Origin of the sequence: Mesorhizobium mediterraneum, assembly GCF_002284565.1 — a bacterium.
GTDB lineage: Bacteria > Pseudomonadota > Alphaproteobacteria > Rhizobiales > Rhizobiaceae > Mesorhizobium > Mesorhizobium mediterraneum.
In genome coordinates, this window is the sequence record NZ_NPKI01000012.1 from 24,324 (window position 1) to 41,643 (window position 17,320).

General features: G+C 62.5%; 16 protein-coding genes and 1 tRNA gene. 7 read left to right on the forward strand and 10 right to left on the reverse strand.

The window, feature by feature from the left end:
- Positions 1–117: 117 nt before the first annotated feature.
- Genes CIT25_RS08090 through CIT25_RS08115 form a run of 6 tightly spaced genes read right to left on the reverse strand, consistent with a single transcriptional unit; the run spans position 118 to position 7,385 of the window.
- Positions 118–1,371 carry an ABC transporter substrate-binding protein gene (locus CIT25_RS08090; RefSeq protein ID WP_095484052.1) on the reverse strand — a complete coding sequence of 418 codons (1,254 nt, stop codon included), beginning with the start codon at positions 1,369–1,371 and terminating at the stop codon, positions 118–120.
- Positions 1,372–1,430: 59 nt separating this feature from the next.
- Positions 1,431–2,942 (reverse strand): aldehyde dehydrogenase family protein, encoded by a 1,512-nt coding sequence (locus tag CIT25_RS08095; RefSeq protein ID WP_095484053.1) that lies wholly within the window; start codon positions 2,940–2,942, stop codon positions 1,431–1,433.
- A 19-nt stretch (positions 2,943–2,961) separates the two neighbouring features.
- Positions 2,962–3,738: an enoyl-CoA hydratase/isomerase family protein gene (locus tag CIT25_RS08100; RefSeq protein ID WP_095484054.1), complete on the reverse strand. Its 777-nt coding sequence runs from the start codon at positions 3,736–3,738 to the stop codon at positions 2,962–2,964.
- Positions 3,731–5,332 carry an acyl CoA:acetate/3-ketoacid CoA transferase gene (locus CIT25_RS08105; RefSeq protein WP_095484055.1) on the reverse strand — a complete coding sequence of 534 codons (1,602 nt, stop codon included), beginning with the start codon at positions 5,330–5,332 and terminating at the stop codon, positions 3,731–3,733. The genes CIT25_RS08100 and CIT25_RS08105 overlap by 8 nt, the downstream gene beginning before the upstream one ends.
- Entirely contained in the window at positions 5,329–6,345 is a 1,017-nt protein-coding gene (locus CIT25_RS08110) for a Gfo/Idh/MocA family protein (protein ID WP_095484056.1), read from the reverse strand. The genes CIT25_RS08105 and CIT25_RS08110 overlap by 4 nt, the downstream gene beginning before the upstream one ends.
- Positions 6,342–7,385: a LacI family DNA-binding transcriptional regulator gene (locus tag CIT25_RS08115; protein WP_095484057.1), complete on the reverse strand. Its 1,044-nt coding sequence runs from the start codon at positions 7,383–7,385 to the stop codon at positions 6,342–6,344. The genes CIT25_RS08110 and CIT25_RS08115 overlap by 4 nt, the downstream gene beginning before the upstream one ends.
- A 239-nt stretch (positions 7,386–7,624) precedes the next feature.
- On the opposite strand from CIT25_RS08115, the gene CIT25_RS08120 reads away from it, so the two are divergent.
- From CIT25_RS08120 to CIT25_RS08130, 3 genes are all read left to right on the forward strand, one after another.
- The gene (locus CIT25_RS08120) at positions 7,625–8,779 is read left to right on the forward strand and encodes a dihydrodipicolinate synthase family protein (RefSeq protein WP_095484058.1); all 1,155 of its coding nucleotides are present in this window, start codon (positions 7,625–7,627) and stop codon (positions 8,777–8,779) included.
- Positions 8,780–8,924: 145 nt separating this feature from the next.
- Complete coding sequence (fcl, locus tag CIT25_RS08125; protein WP_095484059.1) at positions 8,925–9,887, forward strand: GDP-L-fucose synthase; 963 nt, start codon at positions 8,925–8,927, stop codon at positions 9,885–9,887.
- A 202-nt stretch (positions 9,888–10,089) separates the two neighbouring features.
- Positions 10,090–10,293 (forward strand): hypothetical protein, encoded by a 204-nt coding sequence (locus CIT25_RS08130; protein ID WP_095484060.1) that lies wholly within the window; start codon positions 10,090–10,092, stop codon positions 10,291–10,293.
- Positions 10,294–10,569: 276 nt separating this feature from the next.
- Here CIT25_RS08130 and CIT25_RS08135 read toward each other — a convergent pair.
- Both CIT25_RS08135 and cpdR read right to left on the reverse strand, forming a co-directional pair.
- A tRNA-Val gene (locus CIT25_RS08135) sits at positions 10,570–10,644 on the reverse strand.
- A gap of 115 nt (positions 10,645–10,759) precedes the next feature.
- Complete coding sequence (gene cpdR, locus CIT25_RS08140) at positions 10,760–11,122, reverse strand: cell cycle two-component system response regulator CpdR (RefSeq protein WP_006199474.1); 363 nt, start codon at positions 11,120–11,122, stop codon at positions 10,760–10,762.
- A 162-nt stretch (positions 11,123–11,284) separates the two neighbouring features.
- Here cpdR and CIT25_RS08145 point away from each other — a divergent pair, with 162 nt between their 5' ends.
- The 3 genes from CIT25_RS08145 (at position 11,285) to CIT25_RS08155 (ending at position 14,041) form a co-directional block, all read left to right on the forward strand.
- A complete protein-coding gene (locus CIT25_RS08145; RefSeq protein ID WP_095484227.1) occupies positions 11,285–12,226 on the forward strand; it encodes an N-formylglutamate amidohydrolase in 942 nt (313 codons plus the stop codon).
- A gap of 409 nt (positions 12,227–12,635) precedes the next feature.
- Positions 12,636–13,409, forward strand: a complete 774-nt coding sequence (gene hisN, locus CIT25_RS08150) for a histidinol-phosphatase (RefSeq protein ID WP_095484228.1) — start codon at positions 12,636–12,638, stop codon at positions 13,407–13,409.
- A 119-nt stretch (positions 13,410–13,528) separates the two neighbouring features.
- Positions 13,529–14,041, forward strand: a complete 513-nt coding sequence (locus tag CIT25_RS08155) for a DUF1579 domain-containing protein (protein ID WP_095484061.1) — start codon at positions 13,529–13,531, stop codon at positions 14,039–14,041.
- Positions 14,042–14,064: 23 nt separating this feature from the next.
- On the opposite strand, the gene CIT25_RS08160 is transcribed toward CIT25_RS08155, so the two are convergent.
- The gene (locus CIT25_RS08160; RefSeq protein ID WP_095484229.1) at positions 14,065–15,036 is read right to left on the reverse strand and encodes an alpha/beta fold hydrolase; all 972 of its coding nucleotides are present in this window, start codon (positions 15,034–15,036) and stop codon (positions 14,065–14,067) included.
- A gap of 541 nt (positions 15,037–15,577) precedes the next feature.
- Here CIT25_RS08160 and CIT25_RS08165 point away from each other — a divergent pair.
- Positions 15,578–16,045, forward strand: coding sequence for an Hsp20 family protein (locus tag CIT25_RS08165; RefSeq protein WP_095484062.1), 468 nt, complete (start codon positions 15,578–15,580; stop codon positions 16,043–16,045).
- A gap of 78 nt (positions 16,046–16,123) precedes the next feature.
- On the opposite strand, the gene CIT25_RS08170 is transcribed toward CIT25_RS08165, so the two are convergent.
- Positions 16,124–17,176: a threonine aldolase family protein gene (locus CIT25_RS08170; protein ID WP_095484230.1), complete on the reverse strand. Its 1,053-nt coding sequence runs from the start codon at positions 17,174–17,176 to the stop codon at positions 16,124–16,126.
- Positions 17,177–17,320: the final 144 nt, after the last annotated feature.

Sequence of the window (17,320 nt, forward strand, 5' to 3'; positions counted from 1 at the left end):
GGGTGTGATTGGTGAATCGCCGGCGCCAATCGCTTGGCATATCCCGGCGAGATGCCGACCATTTTCGCATGTTGGAGTCTTCCCCGCCGGAGCGGGGAAGGCCTTCCATGCCTGGTTTTACTTGGCGTCTTCGATCGCGTTGACCAGCTGGGTCACGGCCTCGTCCGAGGTCTTGATCTGGCCGTGGACGAATTTCGAGACGACGTCCTTATAGGCATTGGCGACCGCCGGAGGCGCGCCATAGCCTTGCGCGAGCGAACCAAACAGCGTGCCGCCCTCATTGGCGGCCTTCAGGTCGGCCATGCCCTTCTTACCGCAAGCGTCGAAGTCGGTGTCAGGCACGTCGGTGCGGGCCGGGACCGAGCCCTTGACGACGTTGAAGGCCGACTGGAAGCTCTTCGACAAAGTGGCGGTGGCCAAGGCGGCCTGGGCGGCCTTGCGGTCGTCCGGAACATCGAACATGCCGAACATGTCGGAGTTGTAGACCACGCTGCCATCGGTGCCCGGGAAGCGGTAGCACAGGAAGTCGGTGCCCGGGGTCTTCTTGGCGGCGTTGAATTCGCCCTTGGCCCAATCGCCCATGACCTGCACCAAGGCATCGCCCTTGATGACCATGGCGGTGGCGAGGTTCCAATCGCGGCCCGAGAAGTTCGGGTCGACATAGGTGACAAGCTTGGCGAGGTTGTCGAACGACTTCTTCATCGTGTCGGACTTCAGCTGCTCTTCGTCGAGGTCGTTGAAGGCCTTTTTGTAGAACTCAGGTCCGCCGGTCGACAGCACGACCGAATCGAACATGGTGGCCTCCTGCCAGTTCTGGCCGCCGAGCGCAAGCGGGATGACGCCCGCCGCCTTGGCCTTGTCGAGCAGCGCGATGAAGTCGTCGAAGGTCTTGGGCTCGGTGCCGCCGATCTTGTCCATCACGGCCTTGTTGATCCACAGCCAGTTGACCGAGTGGACGTTGACCGGAGCCGCGACCCACTTGCCGTCATAGACCGAGAATTTCTGCAGGGCGGCCGGAACGGACTTGTCCCAGCCTTCCTTTACCGCCGTCTCGGTCAGGTCGCCCATCACGCCGGCTGCGGCATAATCGAGCACGGTATATCCGAGCATCTGCGAGGCGGTCGGGTAATTGCCGGCCGCCACCATCGCCTTCAGCGCGGTCATGGCGGCGTCGCCGCCGCCGCCAGCCACGGGCACGTCCTTCCAGGCAAAGCCTTGCTTGGACAGATCTTCCTTGAGCACGTTCAAAGCAGCCGCTTCGCCGCCCGACGTCCACCAATGCAGCATCTCAACTTCCTTGACGTCTTGGGCGTGGGCCGCGAACGCAAGGCCCGACCCGAGAGCCGTTCCGATAAGCAGTTTGCGCAACATGTACTTCCTCCCTTGTTACATCTACACGACCGGCGGTTGCCCGCCGGGTTCTTCCCAACTCAGCCGACCCACCATCCGGTGCGCTGGCCACGATGAAACTGGATTGTCTTTTCCTCGGTATAATCCTCGACGGCGCGCTTGCCGAGTTCGCGTCCGAGACCGGACTGCTTGTAGCCTCCGAAAGGCAGCTCGGGATAACCTTCCATGAACGTGTTCACCCAAACGGTTCCCGAACGCACATTCCGCGCCACCGACATGCAGGTGTCGATGCTGGCGCTCCACACGCCCGCCGATAAACCATAGGGCGTGTTGTTGGCGATGCGCAACGCCTTTTCAATCGATTCAAAGGTCAGCACTGAGAGCACCGGGCCGAACACTTCCTCGCGTGCAATGGCCATGTCTTCGGTTACGCCGCGAAGAATGGTCGGGTCGAGATATTGACCGGCACTGGAGGCGATCTGCTTGCCGCCGCTATAGACGCTGCTGCCGTCGTTTGCCGCCGCCGTCACGTATCCGGTGACCTTGGCCAGGTGCTCGGAAGAGATCATCGCGCCGACCTTGGTGCCGTCATCGAGTGGATCGCCGACGGTGACCCGGGCGGTGAGCGCCTTCACTGCGCCAAGGAAGTCGTCGGCGATCGCCTCGTGGACGATCAGCCGGCTGCCGGCGTTGCAGCATTCGCCGGCGTTGAAAAAGCCGCCGAACACCGCTGCGTCGGCGGCGGCTTCGAGGTCGGCGTCGGGAAAGACGATCTGGCCGTTCTTGCCGCCGAGCTCCATCGAAACCTTCTTCAGCGTGCTCGCAGCCGATCCCATGGTCATCTTGCCGACCCGAGTGGAGCCGGTGAACGACACCATCTCGACCAGCGGATGGCTGACCATCGCCGCGCCGACATCGGCGCCCAGGCCAGCGAGGATGTTGACGACGCCATCCGGCAAGCCGGCCTGCATCAGGATGTCGCCGAGCACGAAGGTCGAGGCCGAGGTCATCTCGCTCGGCTTGACCACCGCCGTGCAGCCGGCGGCGAGCGCAAACGGCAGTTTCTGGCTGACGATGAGGAACGGAAAATTCCATGGCGTGATGATCGAGACGACGCCGATCGGTTCGCGCAGCACGACGCCCAGCATGGCGTCGCCGAGATTGGCGTAGGTTTCGCCATGCAGCGTGCGGGCAAGGGATGCCGCATAACGCCAGATATCGACGGCGCCGCCGATCTCGCCGCGCGCCTGGGCGATCGGCTTGCCGGATTCCAGCGCGTCGAGCCGGGCGATCTCCTCAAGCCGCGCCTCGATCAGGTCTGCCGCCTTGAGCAGGATCGCGGCGCGCTCGCCGGCCTTCATGCGCGGCCAGGGGCCGGCCTCGAACGCCTTGTGCGCGGCGGTCACCGCCGCCTCGACTTCCGCCGCGCCGGCTTGCGCATAGCGTGAAACCGTGAAGCCATGGCCGGGGCTCTCGCGCTCCAGCGTACGGCCGTCGCGGGCATCGACAAACTTGCCATCGATCAGCAGCCGATAGGTCTTCGGTGCTGCGGATGCCTCGGCGGGCATGGCGATGTCGAGAGGCAAGTTCATGTGAGGTTCCACTTGCATTCTAGGATCTTGAAAACGCTGGTTTCTGCTTGGCCTTGAAAGCGTCGACACCGGCGTTGAGATCGCCGGTTAGAGCGATGAAGCCGCTGGCCAGCGCCTCTGTGGCGGCAGCACTTTCCTCGCCCTCGGCGACCGCGATCATCAGTTTGGCGGCTTCGGTTGCCAACGGGCCGCGCTCGGCGATCTTGCCGGCCCAGGCCTTGGCCTCAGTGAATGCCTTGCCCGTGTCGACCAGCCGATCGATGATGCCTAGAGCGAGTGCTTCGGCCGCCACGAACAGCTCGCCGCCGATTGCCATGCGCCGCACCGTTTGCGCGCCGAAGCGGCGCACCGCGCGCTGCGTGCCGGACCAGCCGGGCACCACGCCGATCGAGGTTTCCGGGAAGCCCAATTTCACCTGCGCCTCGGCGACGCGGAAGTCACAGGCGACCGCCAGTTCCAGCCCGCCGCCCAGCGCATGGCCTGACAGCACGGCGATAGTCGGCTGCCGCAACCGCGCCAGCCGGTCGAAGACGCGATGGCCGTAGCGCACCCATTGCACTTGGAAGTCGGCGGCACTCATTTGCGACCAGGCTTCGACATCTCCACCCGAGCAAAAACCCTTGCCTTCGCCACACAGCAGCACGGCGCGGACGCCATCCGCAGCTTCCGCCGTGTCAAGCGCGGCTTCCAGCGCGCGCAGCATCGGGATGTCGAGCGCGTTGAACTTCTCCGGCCGGCGCAGTGTGACGATGCCGAGGGTGCCATCGGTGTCAAAGGTGACGAGACGTTCAGCCATGTGCGCCTCCGAGCGATGCCCCGCCATTGAGCGACAGGCCGATCGGCCGCTCCCGGTAGAGTGCGTCCGGTGTCACTTTCAGATCGTTGGCGATACCGAGCGGAATCTCGGCCTGCGCCAGTATATCGCGCTGAAGGTCGATGCCCGGTGCCAACTCCGTCACCATCAGCCCAGCGGGCGTCAGCTTCATAACGCAGCGCTCGGTGACATAGGTGATGTCCTGTCCTTGCGCGACCGCGCGCTTGCCCGAAAACGAGATGTGCTCGACCTCGCCGACCACCTTCTTCACCTTGCCTTCGTGATCGATGCGGATGCCGCCATCGGCCAGCGACAGCTTGGCGCCGGCATTGAAGAACCCGGAAAAGACGATCTTCTTCGCCCGCGCGGTGATGTCGACAAAACCGCCCGCGCCGGCGGTGACATGTGGCCTCGCCGAAAGCTTCGACACGTTGACCGAGCCATGGCGGTCGATCTGCAGGAAGGACAGCAATGACGCATCGAAACCGCCGCCCTGGAAGTAGATGAACTGGTGTGGCGAAGGCATGAATGCGTCGGCGTTCGACGAGCAGCCGAACTTGAAGTCGAGCAGCGGCACGCCACCGACCGCGCCCTGTTCGATCACCCAGGTGACCTTGCCGTGCTGGCCTTCCTCGATAAGGATGCGCGGCACGTTGGCCGAGATGCCGAAGCCGATGTTGACGGCCATGCCGTCGGCAAGCTCCATGGCGACGCGCCGCGCGATGACCTTCTGGACACTCATCTCGGCGTTGCGGAACGTCGACAGCGGCCGGAAGATCTCGCCCGAGATCGCCGGGTCGTAGGGTGTCAGCGTCGTCTGCAACTGGTCGGGCGCCACCACGATGTGGTCGACCAGCACACCGGGCACGCGCACGTCATGCGGCTTCAGCGTGCCGTTCTCGACGACGCGCTTGACCTGCGCGATGACGATGCCGCCATTGTTGCGGGCGGCGAGCGCCTGTTCCAGCCCGCCGAGATAGGCGCCCTCATGCTCATAGGTGAGGTTGCCGCGCTCGTCGGCGGTCGTGGCGCGGATGATCGACACATTGGGCACGATCGAGCGGAAATAAAGCCATTCCTCACCGTCGAACTGCTGCACCGAAACGATCGGCTCGCTGGCCGCCGCATTCATGGCGCAGCCCTGATGGCGCGGGTCGGCGAACGTATCGAGGCCGACCTTTGTCAGCACGCCGGGGCGCTTGGCAGCAGCCTCCCGGTGCATGTCGAACAGGATGCCTGAAGGCACATTGTAGGCGGCGACCGAATTGTCGCCGATCATCTTCCAGATCTGCGGCGGCTCCGAGGATGACGGGCCCGAGGGATAGGAGCCGCACAGCGTGCGCTTCAACAGGCCGGGCTTTGCCAGATGGTCGATGCCCTTGATACCGTACATGTCGCCGGCGGCAATCGGGTGCAGCGTCGTGATACCCTTCGGATGGCCTTCCGCCTCGAAGCGCTCACCGATGGCGGCGAGCACCGCATCCGGGCAGCCGAGACCGCTCGACGACGACACGGAAACGACCATGCCGTCCCTGATCAGGCTGGCGGCTTGCGCTGCGGAGACGAGCTTGCTCACCCTGCGCCCCCGAGTTTTGGATCGATCGCGACTGATTTGCCGGACTTTGCGGATTGCAACGCCGCTTCGGCCGATGTCAGCGACCAGACGCCGTCCTCGCCGGTGGCCGACGGCTGGCCTTCGCCACCCATCGCCGCATGGAACTGGCGCAAAGACGTGACATAGAGATCTTCGCGGTCGAAGCCCAATTCCTCCTCGCCGTTTGCCGTGCGCAGCAGCACAGAGCCGATCGGCTTCTGCGTCATCACATCTTTCGCGATCAGGGAGCCTTCGCTGCCATGCACCTCGAAGCCGGTGCCGGCGAATTTGGTGGTGAAGCCTTCATGCGACTGGGCGATGATGCCCGATCTGAAGCGCCAGATGCACATGGCGCCATCTTCCAGGCCGCCGCTGGCCATGCCTGCGGCCTGCGTGAATGCCGAAACCTCGAGCGGATCGTCGCCGAGCACGAAGCGCAGCGTGTCGGCATCGTGCACGGTGATGTCGAGCACTGCGCCGCCACCCGCTTCCGGCCTGGTGATACGCCAGCCCTGCAGGTTTTCCGGCAGATAGACGGAGTGGAAGACGCGCGCGGCAATCGGCTTGCCGATGCGGCGGGCGGCGATGGCTTCACGCATCGCCCGGTGCGAGCCGGCATTGCGCAGATGATGGTTGGTGCCGAGCACGATGCCGGCTGCCTTGGCTGCGGCGACCATCTTTCGCGCATCGGCGCTGGTCAGCGCGAGCGGCTTTTCGCACAACACATGTTTTCCCGCCTTGATGGCGGCTAATGCCTGTTCGAGATGCAATTCGTTGGTGGTCGAGATGTAGACGGCGTCGATGTCGGGGCCGAGCAATTCATCGAGCGTCGAGACGGCAAGCGGAATGCCGTTCTCCTTGGCATAGGAAGTGGCGCGATCCGGGCTGGAGCTCATCACCGCCGCGATTTCCCCGTCGGCCTGAGCGCGGATGGCGTTGATCACGAATTGCCTGGCGATCGTGCTTGCGCCGATCAGCCCCCATTTCACGGTCATGCCGCGTCCCCCATTCCCGCACGGCGATCAGGACCGCAACTGTCCCTGACGACGAGGTTGACGGCGCCGATATGATCCTCGGCGCGCGTGGTGCGCGACTGGATCATCTTCAGCATGACATGGGCGGCGCGCTCGCCGAGGCCTGCCGAATCCACCGCGACGCTGGTCAGCGCCGGCATGTAATGCTGGGCTTCGATCACGTCGTCGAAGCCGACGACGGCGAAATCCGCACCGGGCTCGAGCCCGCGCTTGCGCAGCGCCAGCATGACGCCGAAGGCGACCGCATCGTTGAAGCACAGTGCCGCGGTCGGCGGCTCGGCCATCGCGAGGGCCGTCTCCAGACAGGCAATGCCGCCCTTGCGGCTGGTTTCGCCTTCGACGACGAGTGTATCGCGTTTGGCGATGCCGAGCGCCTCGCAGGCCTCGCGAAAACCGCCCAGCCGCTCGTGATAGACCACCAGGTCCGATGAGCCGCCGAAGAAGACCAGCCGGCGATGCCCTTTGCCGATCAGATGGGCGGTGGCGAGCCAGGCGCCGCGATGATTGTCGGGCGCGATCACTGGGATGCGGCTTTCGGGAAGGCGGCGCATGGTGAAGACGATCGGAAGGCCCGCCATCTCGATGCGGCGGAAAGCACCTGAGGTCGTGCCGCGCGCCGGCGACACGATCAGCCCGGCGACACCTTGTTCCATCAGCGATTTCAGCACTTCTTCCTGGCGCACCGGGTTCTCCGCCGTGTTGGCGATGAAAGGCACGATGCCCGCCGACTGGAAGACCCGCTCCATGCCGACCGCCATTTCGGCGAAAAAGGGGTTGGTGAGATCGTTGATGACCATGCCGATGACGTTGGAATGAGCCTTGCGCAGATTGGCGGCGCCGCGGTTGTAGACATAGCCGACATCCTCGATCGCCTTGCGAACCCTCAGCGCGGTCTCAGGCCGGATCAGTCCGCTGCCTTGCAGCACGAGCGACACCGTCGACTTGGACACGCCCGCCTCGCGGGCAATGTCGAGTATCGTCGCCTTGGGCCTGCTGGCCATCCAGATCCGTCCTCCCGGTATTTTCTGGTCGAATTATTGGAACGTTCTAATCCCTGTGTTGGATTTGAGTCAATCGGGATTTTTTCCGAGCTAGAAAAACGGGAGCTTAGCGGGTGCAGCCGGTGCTCTTCAAGGGTTTGTCGCTGCGATGCAGCATTCGGCGAGACCGAGATCGGGGACATAAAGGTTCTTGATTTATTGGAACGTTCCATTTATAGGCGCGAGCAAGGGAGAGATCTATGGACATTGCCTTGCCCGAAGAGGGCGGTCGCAGCACTCGCTACCGCCTTGTCGGCCAGCCGGCACAGCCGGTGATCGGCGCACGGTTTTCGCGCATCGCCTATGCCGCCGCCCATGTCGTTGCCGATCCCCTCGCGATGACCGATCCGTGGTCCCATCCCGCGGTCGACTGGGAGTGCACGATGGCATTCCGCCATCATCTGTGGCGTCTAGGCTTCCGCATCGCCGAGGCGATGGACACCTCGCAGCGCGGCATGGGTTTCGACTGGGCAAACGCTAGGGAATTGATCCGCCGCTCGATCGCCGAGGCGCGAACCGTCGAGGGCGCCGATCTCGCCTCAGGTGCCGGAACAGACCATCTGGCGCCAGGCGCCGCCAGGACGCTCGACGATGTCATCGCGGCCTATGAGGAGCAGTTCGGTTTCATCGAAGGCCTGGGCGGCAAGGCGATCATGACGGCCAGCCGCGCGCTGGCGACTGTCGCCAAGGGTCCCGACGATTATATCAGCATCTATGACCGCATTCTGTCTCAGGCATCCGGCAAGGTCATCCTGCACTGGCTGGGCGACATGTTCGATCCGGCTCTGAAGGGTTATTGGGGCAGCCATGATTTCGAGACCGCGCTCGACACGGTGGTCGCCATCATCGAACGCCACGCCGGCAAGGTCGAGGGGATCAAGATATCACTGCTCGATGCCGACAAGGAAATCGCGCTCAGGAACCGGCTGCCGGAAGGGGTGATCATGTTCACCGGCGACGATTTCAATTATCCCGAATTGATCGCGGGCGATGGCGAAAGGCACTCGCACGCGCTGCTCGGCATTTTCGACGCCATCGCGCCGGTCGCCAATGCCGCGCTGGCGAAACTGGCCGACGGCGACCGCGCCGGCTATGACGCGATGATGGCGCCGACGGTACCTCTGTCGCGGAAAATCTTCGAGGCGCCGACCGAGTATTACAAGGCCGGTATCGTCCTCATGGCATGGCTGAACGGCCACCAGGAGCATTTTTCGATGGTCGGCGGCATGCAATCGGCGCGCGGCATTTGCCACTATGCCGATGTGTTCCGTCTTGCCGACCAGGCCGGATTGCTGGCCGACCCGGAGCTTGCCATCGCAAGAATGAAGAGCCTGTGTGCCGTGGCGGGCGTCTGATCGCCATCCCACTAGAAGAGTTCGCCCAAATCTCCGATTTGCCTTGTCTGGGCAAATCTGTATGCGGTATGCGTCCGACGCAGGCCCATCCGGCGCGCCGCCGCCAGATGGTCATAGCGGCCGTTTTCTGCATAGGGATACGCCAATGAGTTTCGACCTTCAGGGCAAGCGCGTTTTCGTGGCCGGGCATCGCGGCATGGTCGGCTCCGCCATATTGCGCAGGCTGGCGGGCGAGGACTGCGAGGTCCTGACCGCATCCCGCGATGAACTCGATCTTATGGACCAGGCCGGCGTGCGACGCTGGATGGCTGACCACAGGCCGGATGCGGTGGTGATGGCGGCGGCCAAGGTCGGCGGTATCCTGGCAAACGACAGGTTGCCGGTCGATTTTCTGCAGGACAATCTCATCATGCAGACCAATGTCATCGAGAGCGCCTTTCGCAACGAGGTGCAGAAACTGCTATTTCTCGGTTCGTCCTGCATCTACCCGAAGTTTGCGGCACAGCCGATCTCCGAGGATGCTTTGCTCACCGGTCCGCTCGAGCCCACCAACGAATGGTATGCGATCGCCAAGATCGCTGGACTGAAACTTTGCCAAGCCTATCGGCGCCAATATGGTGTCGAGTACATCTCGGCGATGCCGACCAACCTCTATGGCCCCGGCGACAATTTCGACCTCTCCACCAGCCATGTCGTACCGGCCCTTATGCGGAAGGCGCACCAGGCCAAGCGCGCCGGCGACAAAACCCTCGAGGTCTGGGGATCGGGCACGCCGATGCGCGAATTCCTGCATGTCGACGACGCCGCCGACGCTCTGGTCTGGCTGCTGACAAACTATTCCGGCGACAGCCATGTCAATGTTGGCTCGGGCGAAGACATCACCATTGCCGAGCTGGCCCGCACCATGCTCTCCGTTGTCGGCGCCGATGCCGTGCTCACATTCGATGCGACCAAGCCGGACGGCACGCCGCGCAAGCTGATGGACGTGTCGCGTCTGTTTGCGACGGGCTGGCGCCCACAGTACTCGCTTCAGAGTGGATTGGAGCAGACCTATGCTTGGTTTCTCCGGCATATCGAGAAGGGCGATCTCCGCCTCGGCGCGGCCTGACCCTCAATCGACGCTGATTGCCACCGCAGACGAGGGCCCTGGGCGGCCCTGAAGCGCGTCGCGAGGCTCATGCGGCGGCCTGAAAGCGAACGACGTTCGCGGACGTTCCGGCATGTCCTCCAATTTTTCTTGTGAAGAAATACGGCCTGAGAAGCGACCAAGCACTGCGTTTGCAAAGCGCGGTCAATCATGGAGACTTCTCATGTCTATTGCGATACAAAATATCTTTCTTGCTGCCGTTTCAGCTTCGGTGCTGGCAGGTTGTCAAACAACGGTGACGAGAGAGTGCGACAAGTTAAATTCGAAAACGGTCTACAGCGGCAAATGCTGCGGTGCAGGCGACGTGCCGTGCCGGGAAGGCAAGGGGGGAGGCAGGCCGGGAAATACGCCGGATCCAACACCATAATGATCCGATCCGATATCGCCCGTCCTGGTTCGAGCCGGGGCGGCGTCCCAAGCTTCGGGGGCGCGCTCTCGGACCCGTTCATGGCTTCTCGCCGGCACTAAAGCGCGTCGCGTTTGAACGGATTCATGCGACGCGCTTTAAGTTCTTGTTTTTATGCATGTCGTTATCGCAAAACCGCTGCGCACTTTTGCGCGACATGCATTAGCCGGACGCGACGATCGGATTTGAGCCCGAGGCGAAAGCGAAGCAGCTATGAGAGATGGACTGTAGTTCGGATGGTGGGCGTGACAGGGATTGAACCTGTGACCCCTGCAATGTCAATGCAGTGCTCTCCCGCTGAGCTACACGCCCATCCGAAGCCGCGCATACACCATTTTTGCTCCGGCGCGTCAATAGGAGGAGAAGGGAAAGAAAGGCACGCCTTGTCGCGCCGTTGAAGACACGCCGAAGCCTTGCCAAAATTGGCTCAGGCCGCCTGCAGCATCTTTTCGACCTCGTTGACGAGGTCGCGTAGATGGAACGGCTTCGAAAGCACCTTGGCGTCTTTCGGCGCCTTGGAATCCGGATTGAGCGCAACGGCGGCGAAGCCGGTGATGAACATGACCTTGAGGTCGGGATCGATCTCGGTGGCGCGGCGGGCGAGTTCTATGCCGTCCATCTCCGGCATGACGATATCGGTCAGGAGCAGTGAGAAGGGCTCTTCGCGCAGCCGCTCATAGGCGCTGGCGCCATTGTCGAAATCGCTGACTTGGTAGCCGGCACGCTCCAGCGCCTTGACGAGGAACCGGCGCATGTCGTCGTCGTCTTCCGCCAGTAGAATGCGTGCCATCTTATCCCGTCCGAATCACCCGCCCGAGACTGCCGTGGGGCAGCCCGTTAACCATCCTGTATATGAGGAGGTGACGGTAAACATCAAGTGAACGATGAAGAGCCCAATCCGCATTTAACAAAGCGGTTCAGCCGCCGAAATGCTGGACATGCGGCCGGCGAGGTGGCACTTTCCAATCATGATGCATTGGTTTTTTTGGGTTCGTTCAAATTGAAAACGGCAGCCGAAGATTTTTCGGTCGTTCCAGCCTTCGAAATCCGGTCGGGCGCCGAACAGCGCGTCCCCTTCCTCTTCAACTCGCCGCATAGCGGCCGCCACTATCCGGACCGGTTCCTGGCCATGGCAAGGCTGGACCGAAACGCCATCCGCCGGTCCGAGGATTGCTACGTCGACGAATTGTTCGGTGGCGCCGTTGCGCTCGGCGCGCCGATGCTGGCGGCAAACTTCCCGCGCGCCTATCTCGACGTCAACCGGGAGCCTTGGGAACTCGACCCGCGCATGTTCGCCGAGCCCGTGCCGTCCTTCTGCAACATCCGCTCGGCGCGCGTGGCCGGCGGGCTTGGCACCGTGCCCAAGTTGGTGGGAGAGGGGCTCGACATCTATGCCGGCCGCTTGCCGCTGGCGGAAGCCGTCGCGCGTATCGAGGCTGTCTACAAGCCTTATCACGAGACGCTGAAACGGCTTCTGACCAGGACCCATGCACGGTTCGGCTTTGCCGTGCTGATCGATTGCCACTCGATGCCGGCGAGCATCAGGGTCGGTGACAGCGGTCTCAGGCCGGATTTTATCGTTGGCGATCGTTTCGGCATGTCCGCCTCGGCAGCGTTGACCGAGACGGCGATCGGCCTGCTCATCGGCATGGGCTATACCGTGGCCCATAACAAGCCTTACGCCGGAGGCTTCATCACCGAGCATTACGGCCGCCCCGTGCGCCATCTCCATGCACTGCAAATCGAGGTCAATCGCGGACTCTACATGAACGAGCGGACGTTCCAGAAATCCGCCGGCTTCGATGCGCTCGCCGACGATCTGGCGCAATTCTCGGCCGACCTGATGGCGATGCCCGATCACGATTTTATCGATCTGCCGCTTGCCGCCGAATGATGCCAAAAATCGGAATCGATTTTTGCAAAGGATTCTGCGCCAAATAAAGAGATCTTGTGCCAGATAAAGGCGTCAGCGTGCGGGTCGGGAAAGGCGCGTGTGCGCTGGATGCCGCGCTGAAAAAAAGACCGCATCGTTTGCACGACACGGTCGAAGTCTAGGGAGGAAACGCCCAAGGAGGGCATGGACAGGAAAACCTGTCCGAGAACAAATCTATTGTGCGCTGCACAAATGTCAAGCCGCCGAAAGGCGTTTTTAATTCACTGTGATGTGGAAATCGTATTTCGAGGGCGCCAGCGTTGCATTCGAGCAACAGTCGTCGATGCGCAAAAATCTTCGCACGCCCTTGTTTTGGCGGAAAACCACAGGCAAACGACGGTTCCAGCACGCTGCAACGCGGGAGAATCAGTTGGACATCAGCATCGATTTCATGCGGCGCATTGCGCTTGCCGCCGCAGCCGAAACCTTGCCGCGCTTCCGCAGCCAGGGCGCGGTCGCCAACAAGGAGCAAGGCAGCTTCGACCCGGTCACCGAGGCCGACCGCGAGGCTGAGCGAGTCATCCGGGCGCTGATATCAGCGGAATATCCCGATCATGGCATCCTCGGCGAGGAGCATGGCAGCGAGAACATTTCCAGCAGGCATATCTGGGTGATCGATCCGATCGACGGGACGCGCGCCTTCATTTCCGGCCTGCCGGTGTGGGGAACGCTGGTCGGGCTGACGGTCGATGGCGATGCCGTCGCCGGCATGATGTCGCAACCATTCACCGGCGAGCTTTTCTACGCCAACGCTTCCGGTGCTCATTATGAAGGTCCGGGCGGGCCGCGGAGGCTGACGACACGCAAGACGACAAGCCTTGCCGAGGCGACGCTGTTCACCACCACGCCGGCACTATTCAAGGGAGACGCGCGCCTGCGCTACGACCTGTTCGAAAAACAGGTCCAGCTCGCCCGCTACGGCACCGACTGCTATGCTTTCGCCATGGTCGCGGCGGGAAGCGTCGACATCGTCGCCGACCCCGGATTGAAACCCTACGATATCGTCGCGCTGATCCCGATCATCGAGAAGGCTGGTGGCGTCGTCACCACCTTCGAAGGCGGACCGGCGGAAGGTGGCGGCGACATCCTGGCTGCGGCAACGCCGGAGCTTCACACCGCCGCGATGGCCGCGCTGCGTGGCTGAACCGGCTGGGCAGCTGGCCATTGCGGCCCAAAGCGCCCAGGGCGATGATAGTCCACGCTCCTGACAGGAGGATGTCAGTAGCCCTCTGCTATGGAGATAATGTCACGGGAGGGGTTCACATGCCGACGCTATCAACAACCAGCCGTTCCGAAGATGCTCCGGCAGACGGCTGGGCCGACTTCGATTTCTTCTTCGGACGCTGGAACGTCAGCCATCGAAGGTTGCAGAAGCGCCTGCAAAGTGACACGAACTGGGACGTGTTTGGCGGGACATGTGAAGTGCACTCGATCCTTGGCGGCCTCGGCAATTTCGACGACAATGTCATTGAATTGCCCGGCGGCGCCTATCGCGCCGCCACGCTGCGGACGTTCGATCCTGCGGCGAGACAATGGTCGATCTGGTGGATCGACGGCCGCAATCCGGCGACCATCGATATCCCGATGCGCGGCACCTTCGAGGCAGGCGTCGGCACATTCCTGTGCGAAGACGTATTCGACGGCCGCCCGATCCAGGTTCGCTTCCTCTGGTCGCGGATCACTGAAAACTCGGCGCGCTGGGAGCAGGCTTTTTCACCGGATGGCGGTAAGAGCTGGGAGATCAACTGGATCATGGATTTCGCTCGCCAGGCGTAAAGCCAAGAGACGCGGCGTTCCAATCAGGCCGCGTCGTCGCTTCCCGGGATGAAGGCATCGAAGGCGGCAAGGAACTGCTCGCGATAGAAGTCGGCTTCCTGCAATATTTCATGGCGCGCGCCATCGATCACCAGCAGCGAACCGAGGCGCAGACGTCGGGTGTAGGTTTCCACCGCCTTGGTCGAGACGACTTGGTCGGCGCCAGCGGCGATCACCAGCAAGGGAACCTGGATCCTGGCGATGAAGTCGGGATCGCTGATGGCCTCGGACGCCTCCGCCGCCGCTTTCAGCCAGCGGATCGTCGGGCCGCCGAGCGCCAGTTGCGGGTAGGTCTCGTAGATAAGCGTGTTGCGCCGATACCGCTCCGGATCTGATGTCACCATGTTGGCGGCAAAGGGTATGGTTTTCCTGGGCCGCGGACCCCAGGCGGCATAAAGCTTGCCAAGGCCCAGCAGACAGAACAGCGAGCAGACGCGGCGAACGGTGGTTATCGAAACCGGCAGGTCGGGCACGGTTAGGAATGGGGCGATCAGCACCATGCGCCGTACGCGATTCACCATTGACGGCGCAGCAAGCAGCGTGATCACCGCCCCAGCTGAATGGGCCAATATGTAGTACGGCCCCCGGCAGTCGGGCAGCACGATCTCCTCGAAGAACTGTTCCAGGTCGCTGGTATAGTCGAAGAAGCTGCGGACATAGCCGCGCTCGCGGTCGCCGATCAGCCGGTCGGACCCGCCCTGGCCGCGCCAGTCGAGGGTGGCAACGCCGAAGCCGCGGTCGGCAAGATTGCGGATGGTCTCGAAATATTTTTCGATGCACTCGTTGCGGCCGGTCAGGACGACCACGGTGCCCTTCATGGGGCGCGCAACGGCGGGAAAGAGGCCGTAGCGGATATTCTTGCCGTCGCGCGTTGTGAAGAAACCACCTACCGCATTTTCCGGCAGCGGATTGCCCGGAATTTCGTGGAAGAGGGGAATTTCGTTGAAGAGGTCCATTCGGCGCTGCGTTTGTGTGTCGCTGCCTGCATGCCGCAAGCTTTGGTAGGCATAGACGCCCATACACCAAAAGCAAAGGAATTCTGGACGCGTTGGAAGGGCTGAACGGGGCAGCCAGCGAGTGAGGCCGGAAGCAGCTTGCGGCGTGCTTCCGGCCTCTGTCGATCCGGGAGGAAGGGACGTTACACCCGGTCGGCCTCGTTGCGGCACCTCGCGCACCACCCCGAAAATCGGACCCGATTTTCGCTGGGGATCATGCGCAATCAAAGTGTTACAGCGTGCTTTGCGTGTCCGAGAGGACGCGCGGCGCCGTAACCGCCGCCTGTTCCTTGATCCTGGAAGCAGTCTAGCGCCGCCTAGCTGAACGTCCGCCGAAGCCCCGGTTCATCTGCCGTTCATCGAGAAATCTTGAAATGCTTTCACGTGTTCCCCAAATGTCTGTTGCGGCCGCCAATGTCGGGGCCGCTGGCCTATCCGGAACGCCGTTACGGGTTTCGCACCGGCCATACGCAAACCTTGTTGCTCAACAGGAGAACACACTATGCGTCACGTTGATTTTTCCCCGCTCTATCGCTCGACCGTCGGTTTCGACCGGCTGTTCACGATGCTCGATTCGCTTGCGCAGCCTGAAAGCGCGCAGACCTACCCGCCCTACAATATCGAGCGCACGGCTGAGGATTCCTACCGCATCTCGATGGCCGTCGCCGGGTTCTCGGACGACGAGCTCTCGATCGAAGCTCACCGCAATGTGCTGACCGTCAAGGGTGAGCGCAAGGAAGAGGGCAATGGCGAAGGCTCCGAACTGCTCTATCGCGGTATCGCCAGCCGGGCCTTTGAGCGCCGCTTCCAGCTTGCCGACCATGTTGAAGTCGTCGGCGCCTCGCTGAAGAACGGCCTGCTTTTCGTCGACCTCAAGCGAAACATTCCCGAGGAGCTGAAGCCCCGCAAGATCGCGATCACCGCGTCTTCGGCCAAGGCCAAGCAGATCGAAGCCAAGACCGCCGCGTAAGCTGCGTCACACAGACGATCCCAGGGACGGAGGGCGGCGCTTGGCGCCGCCCTTTTTCGTTGGTGAATGAGGTCCCCGTTATCCAGCAATTAGCCGGCCAAAGCGGTCGACCTCTTCGGCCGTGGTCGCAAAGCTGGTGACGAAACGGTAGAGCGCCTCGTCCTCGCCGATATGACCGTCGAAGTCATGCGGCTTGTGCCAATCGTAGAAAGCGGCGCCGGCCATTTGCACCCTTTCAGCCTCGGCCTTTTTCATCACCGCGAAGACCTCGTTCGCTTGCGGCAGCCAGGCCAGACGCGCCGACGGGGAGTCCCCGATCGCTGCCGCCAGGCGCGCTGCCTTGGCGTTGGCGTGCCGGGCCGTGTCGAGCCACAGGCCGTCCTTGAAATAAGCTTCGAACTGCGCAGCGACGAAGCGCGATTTCGAGAACAATTGCGCCGCGCGCTTGCGCAGGAAGGCCAGTTCCCTGGCGCGGTCCAGATCGAACAGCACGACAGCCTCGGCGCACCAGCAGCCGTTCTTGGTGCCGCCGAAGGAGAGGATGTCGACGCCGCGCTTCCAGGTCATTTCCGCAGGCGTCGTCTCGAGTGCGACCAGCGCATTGGCGAAGCGGGCGCCATCCATGTGCAGCGGCAATTTGTGATGCTTGGCGATCGCTGAAATCCTGGCAATCTCGTTGAGCGAATAGATGGTGCCGACCTCGGTCGACTGGGTGATCGACACCGCCATCGGACGCCCGGAATGGACGATTTCAGGCGCGAACCGGTCCACCGCCGCTTCCAGCTTGTTCGGATCGATCTTGCCCAGCGCGCCGTCGACGGCATAGAGCCGCGAGCCGCCGGTAAAGTATTCCGGTGCGCCGCATTCATCCTCGATGACATGCGATTCGCGATGGCAGAAGGAAATGCCGCCTGATTTGTTGTAGGTGGTCAGCGACAGCGAATTGGCGGCGGTGCCGGTCGCCACGAAAAACACCGCGACCTCGCGCTCGAAAATTTCGTTGAAGCGCTGGTAGACGGCCTGGTCGAGGGCGCCGTCGCCATAGGCGGTGGAAAAGCCGCCGGCATGGGCCGATAGCCCCGCAGCGATGCTGGGATGGGCGCCTGCCCAATTGTCGGAAGCGAAATTCATGCGTTTGCCTGTGCTGGGAAAATCCATGCAACCTTGGCCGCTTTCGCATCCTGCTCGCAAGTGCCAAGTGCCGGAAAACCGGTAAAGCCAGGGAGAGACGACGATGGAGATAAACGACCGAACGTTACGTGCTGATGTGGCTAT

Coding starts and splice junctions, on each gene's coding strand:
- CIT25_RS08090 (WP_095484052.1), bottom strand. CDS start 1,371: ATGTTGCGCAAACTGCTTATCGGAACGGCTCTCGGGTCGGGCCTTGCG.
- CIT25_RS08095 (WP_095484053.1), bottom strand. CDS start 2,942: ATGAACTTGCCTCTCGACATCGCCATGCCCGCCGAGGCATCCGCAGCA.
- CIT25_RS08100 (WP_095484054.1), bottom strand. CDS start 3,738: ATGGCTGAACGTCTCGTCACCTTTGACACCGATGGCACCCTCGGCATC.
- CIT25_RS08110 (WP_095484056.1), bottom strand. CDS start 6,345: ATGACCGTGAAATGGGGGCTGATCGGCGCAAGCACGATCGCCAGGCAA.
- CIT25_RS08115 (WP_095484057.1), bottom strand. CDS start 7,385: ATGGCCAGCAGGCCCAAGGCGACGATACTCGACATTGCCCGCGAGGCG.
- CIT25_RS08120 (WP_095484058.1), top strand. CDS start 7,625: ATGGACATTGCCTTGCCCGAAGAGGGCGGTCGCAGCACTCGCTACCGC.
- fcl (WP_095484059.1), top strand. CDS start 8,925: ATGAGTTTCGACCTTCAGGGCAAGCGCGTTTTCGTGGCCGGGCATCGC.
- CIT25_RS08130 (WP_095484060.1), top strand. CDS start 10,090: ATGTCTATTGCGATACAAAATATCTTTCTTGCTGCCGTTTCAGCTTCG.
- cpdR (WP_006199474.1), bottom strand. CDS start 11,122: ATGGCACGCATTCTACTGGCGGAAGACGACGACGACATGCGCCGGTTC.
- CIT25_RS08155 (WP_095484061.1), top strand. CDS start 13,529: ATGCCGACGCTATCAACAACCAGCCGTTCCGAAGATGCTCCGGCAGAC.
- CIT25_RS08160 (WP_095484229.1), bottom strand. CDS start 15,036: ATGGACCTCTTCAACGAAATTCCCCTCTTCCACGAAATTCCGGGCAAT.
- CIT25_RS08165 (WP_095484062.1), top strand. CDS start 15,578: ATGCGTCACGTTGATTTTTCCCCGCTCTATCGCTCGACCGTCGGTTTC.
- CIT25_RS08170 (WP_095484230.1), bottom strand. CDS start 17,176: ATGAATTTCGCTTCCGACAATTGGGCAGGCGCCCATCCCAGCATCGCT.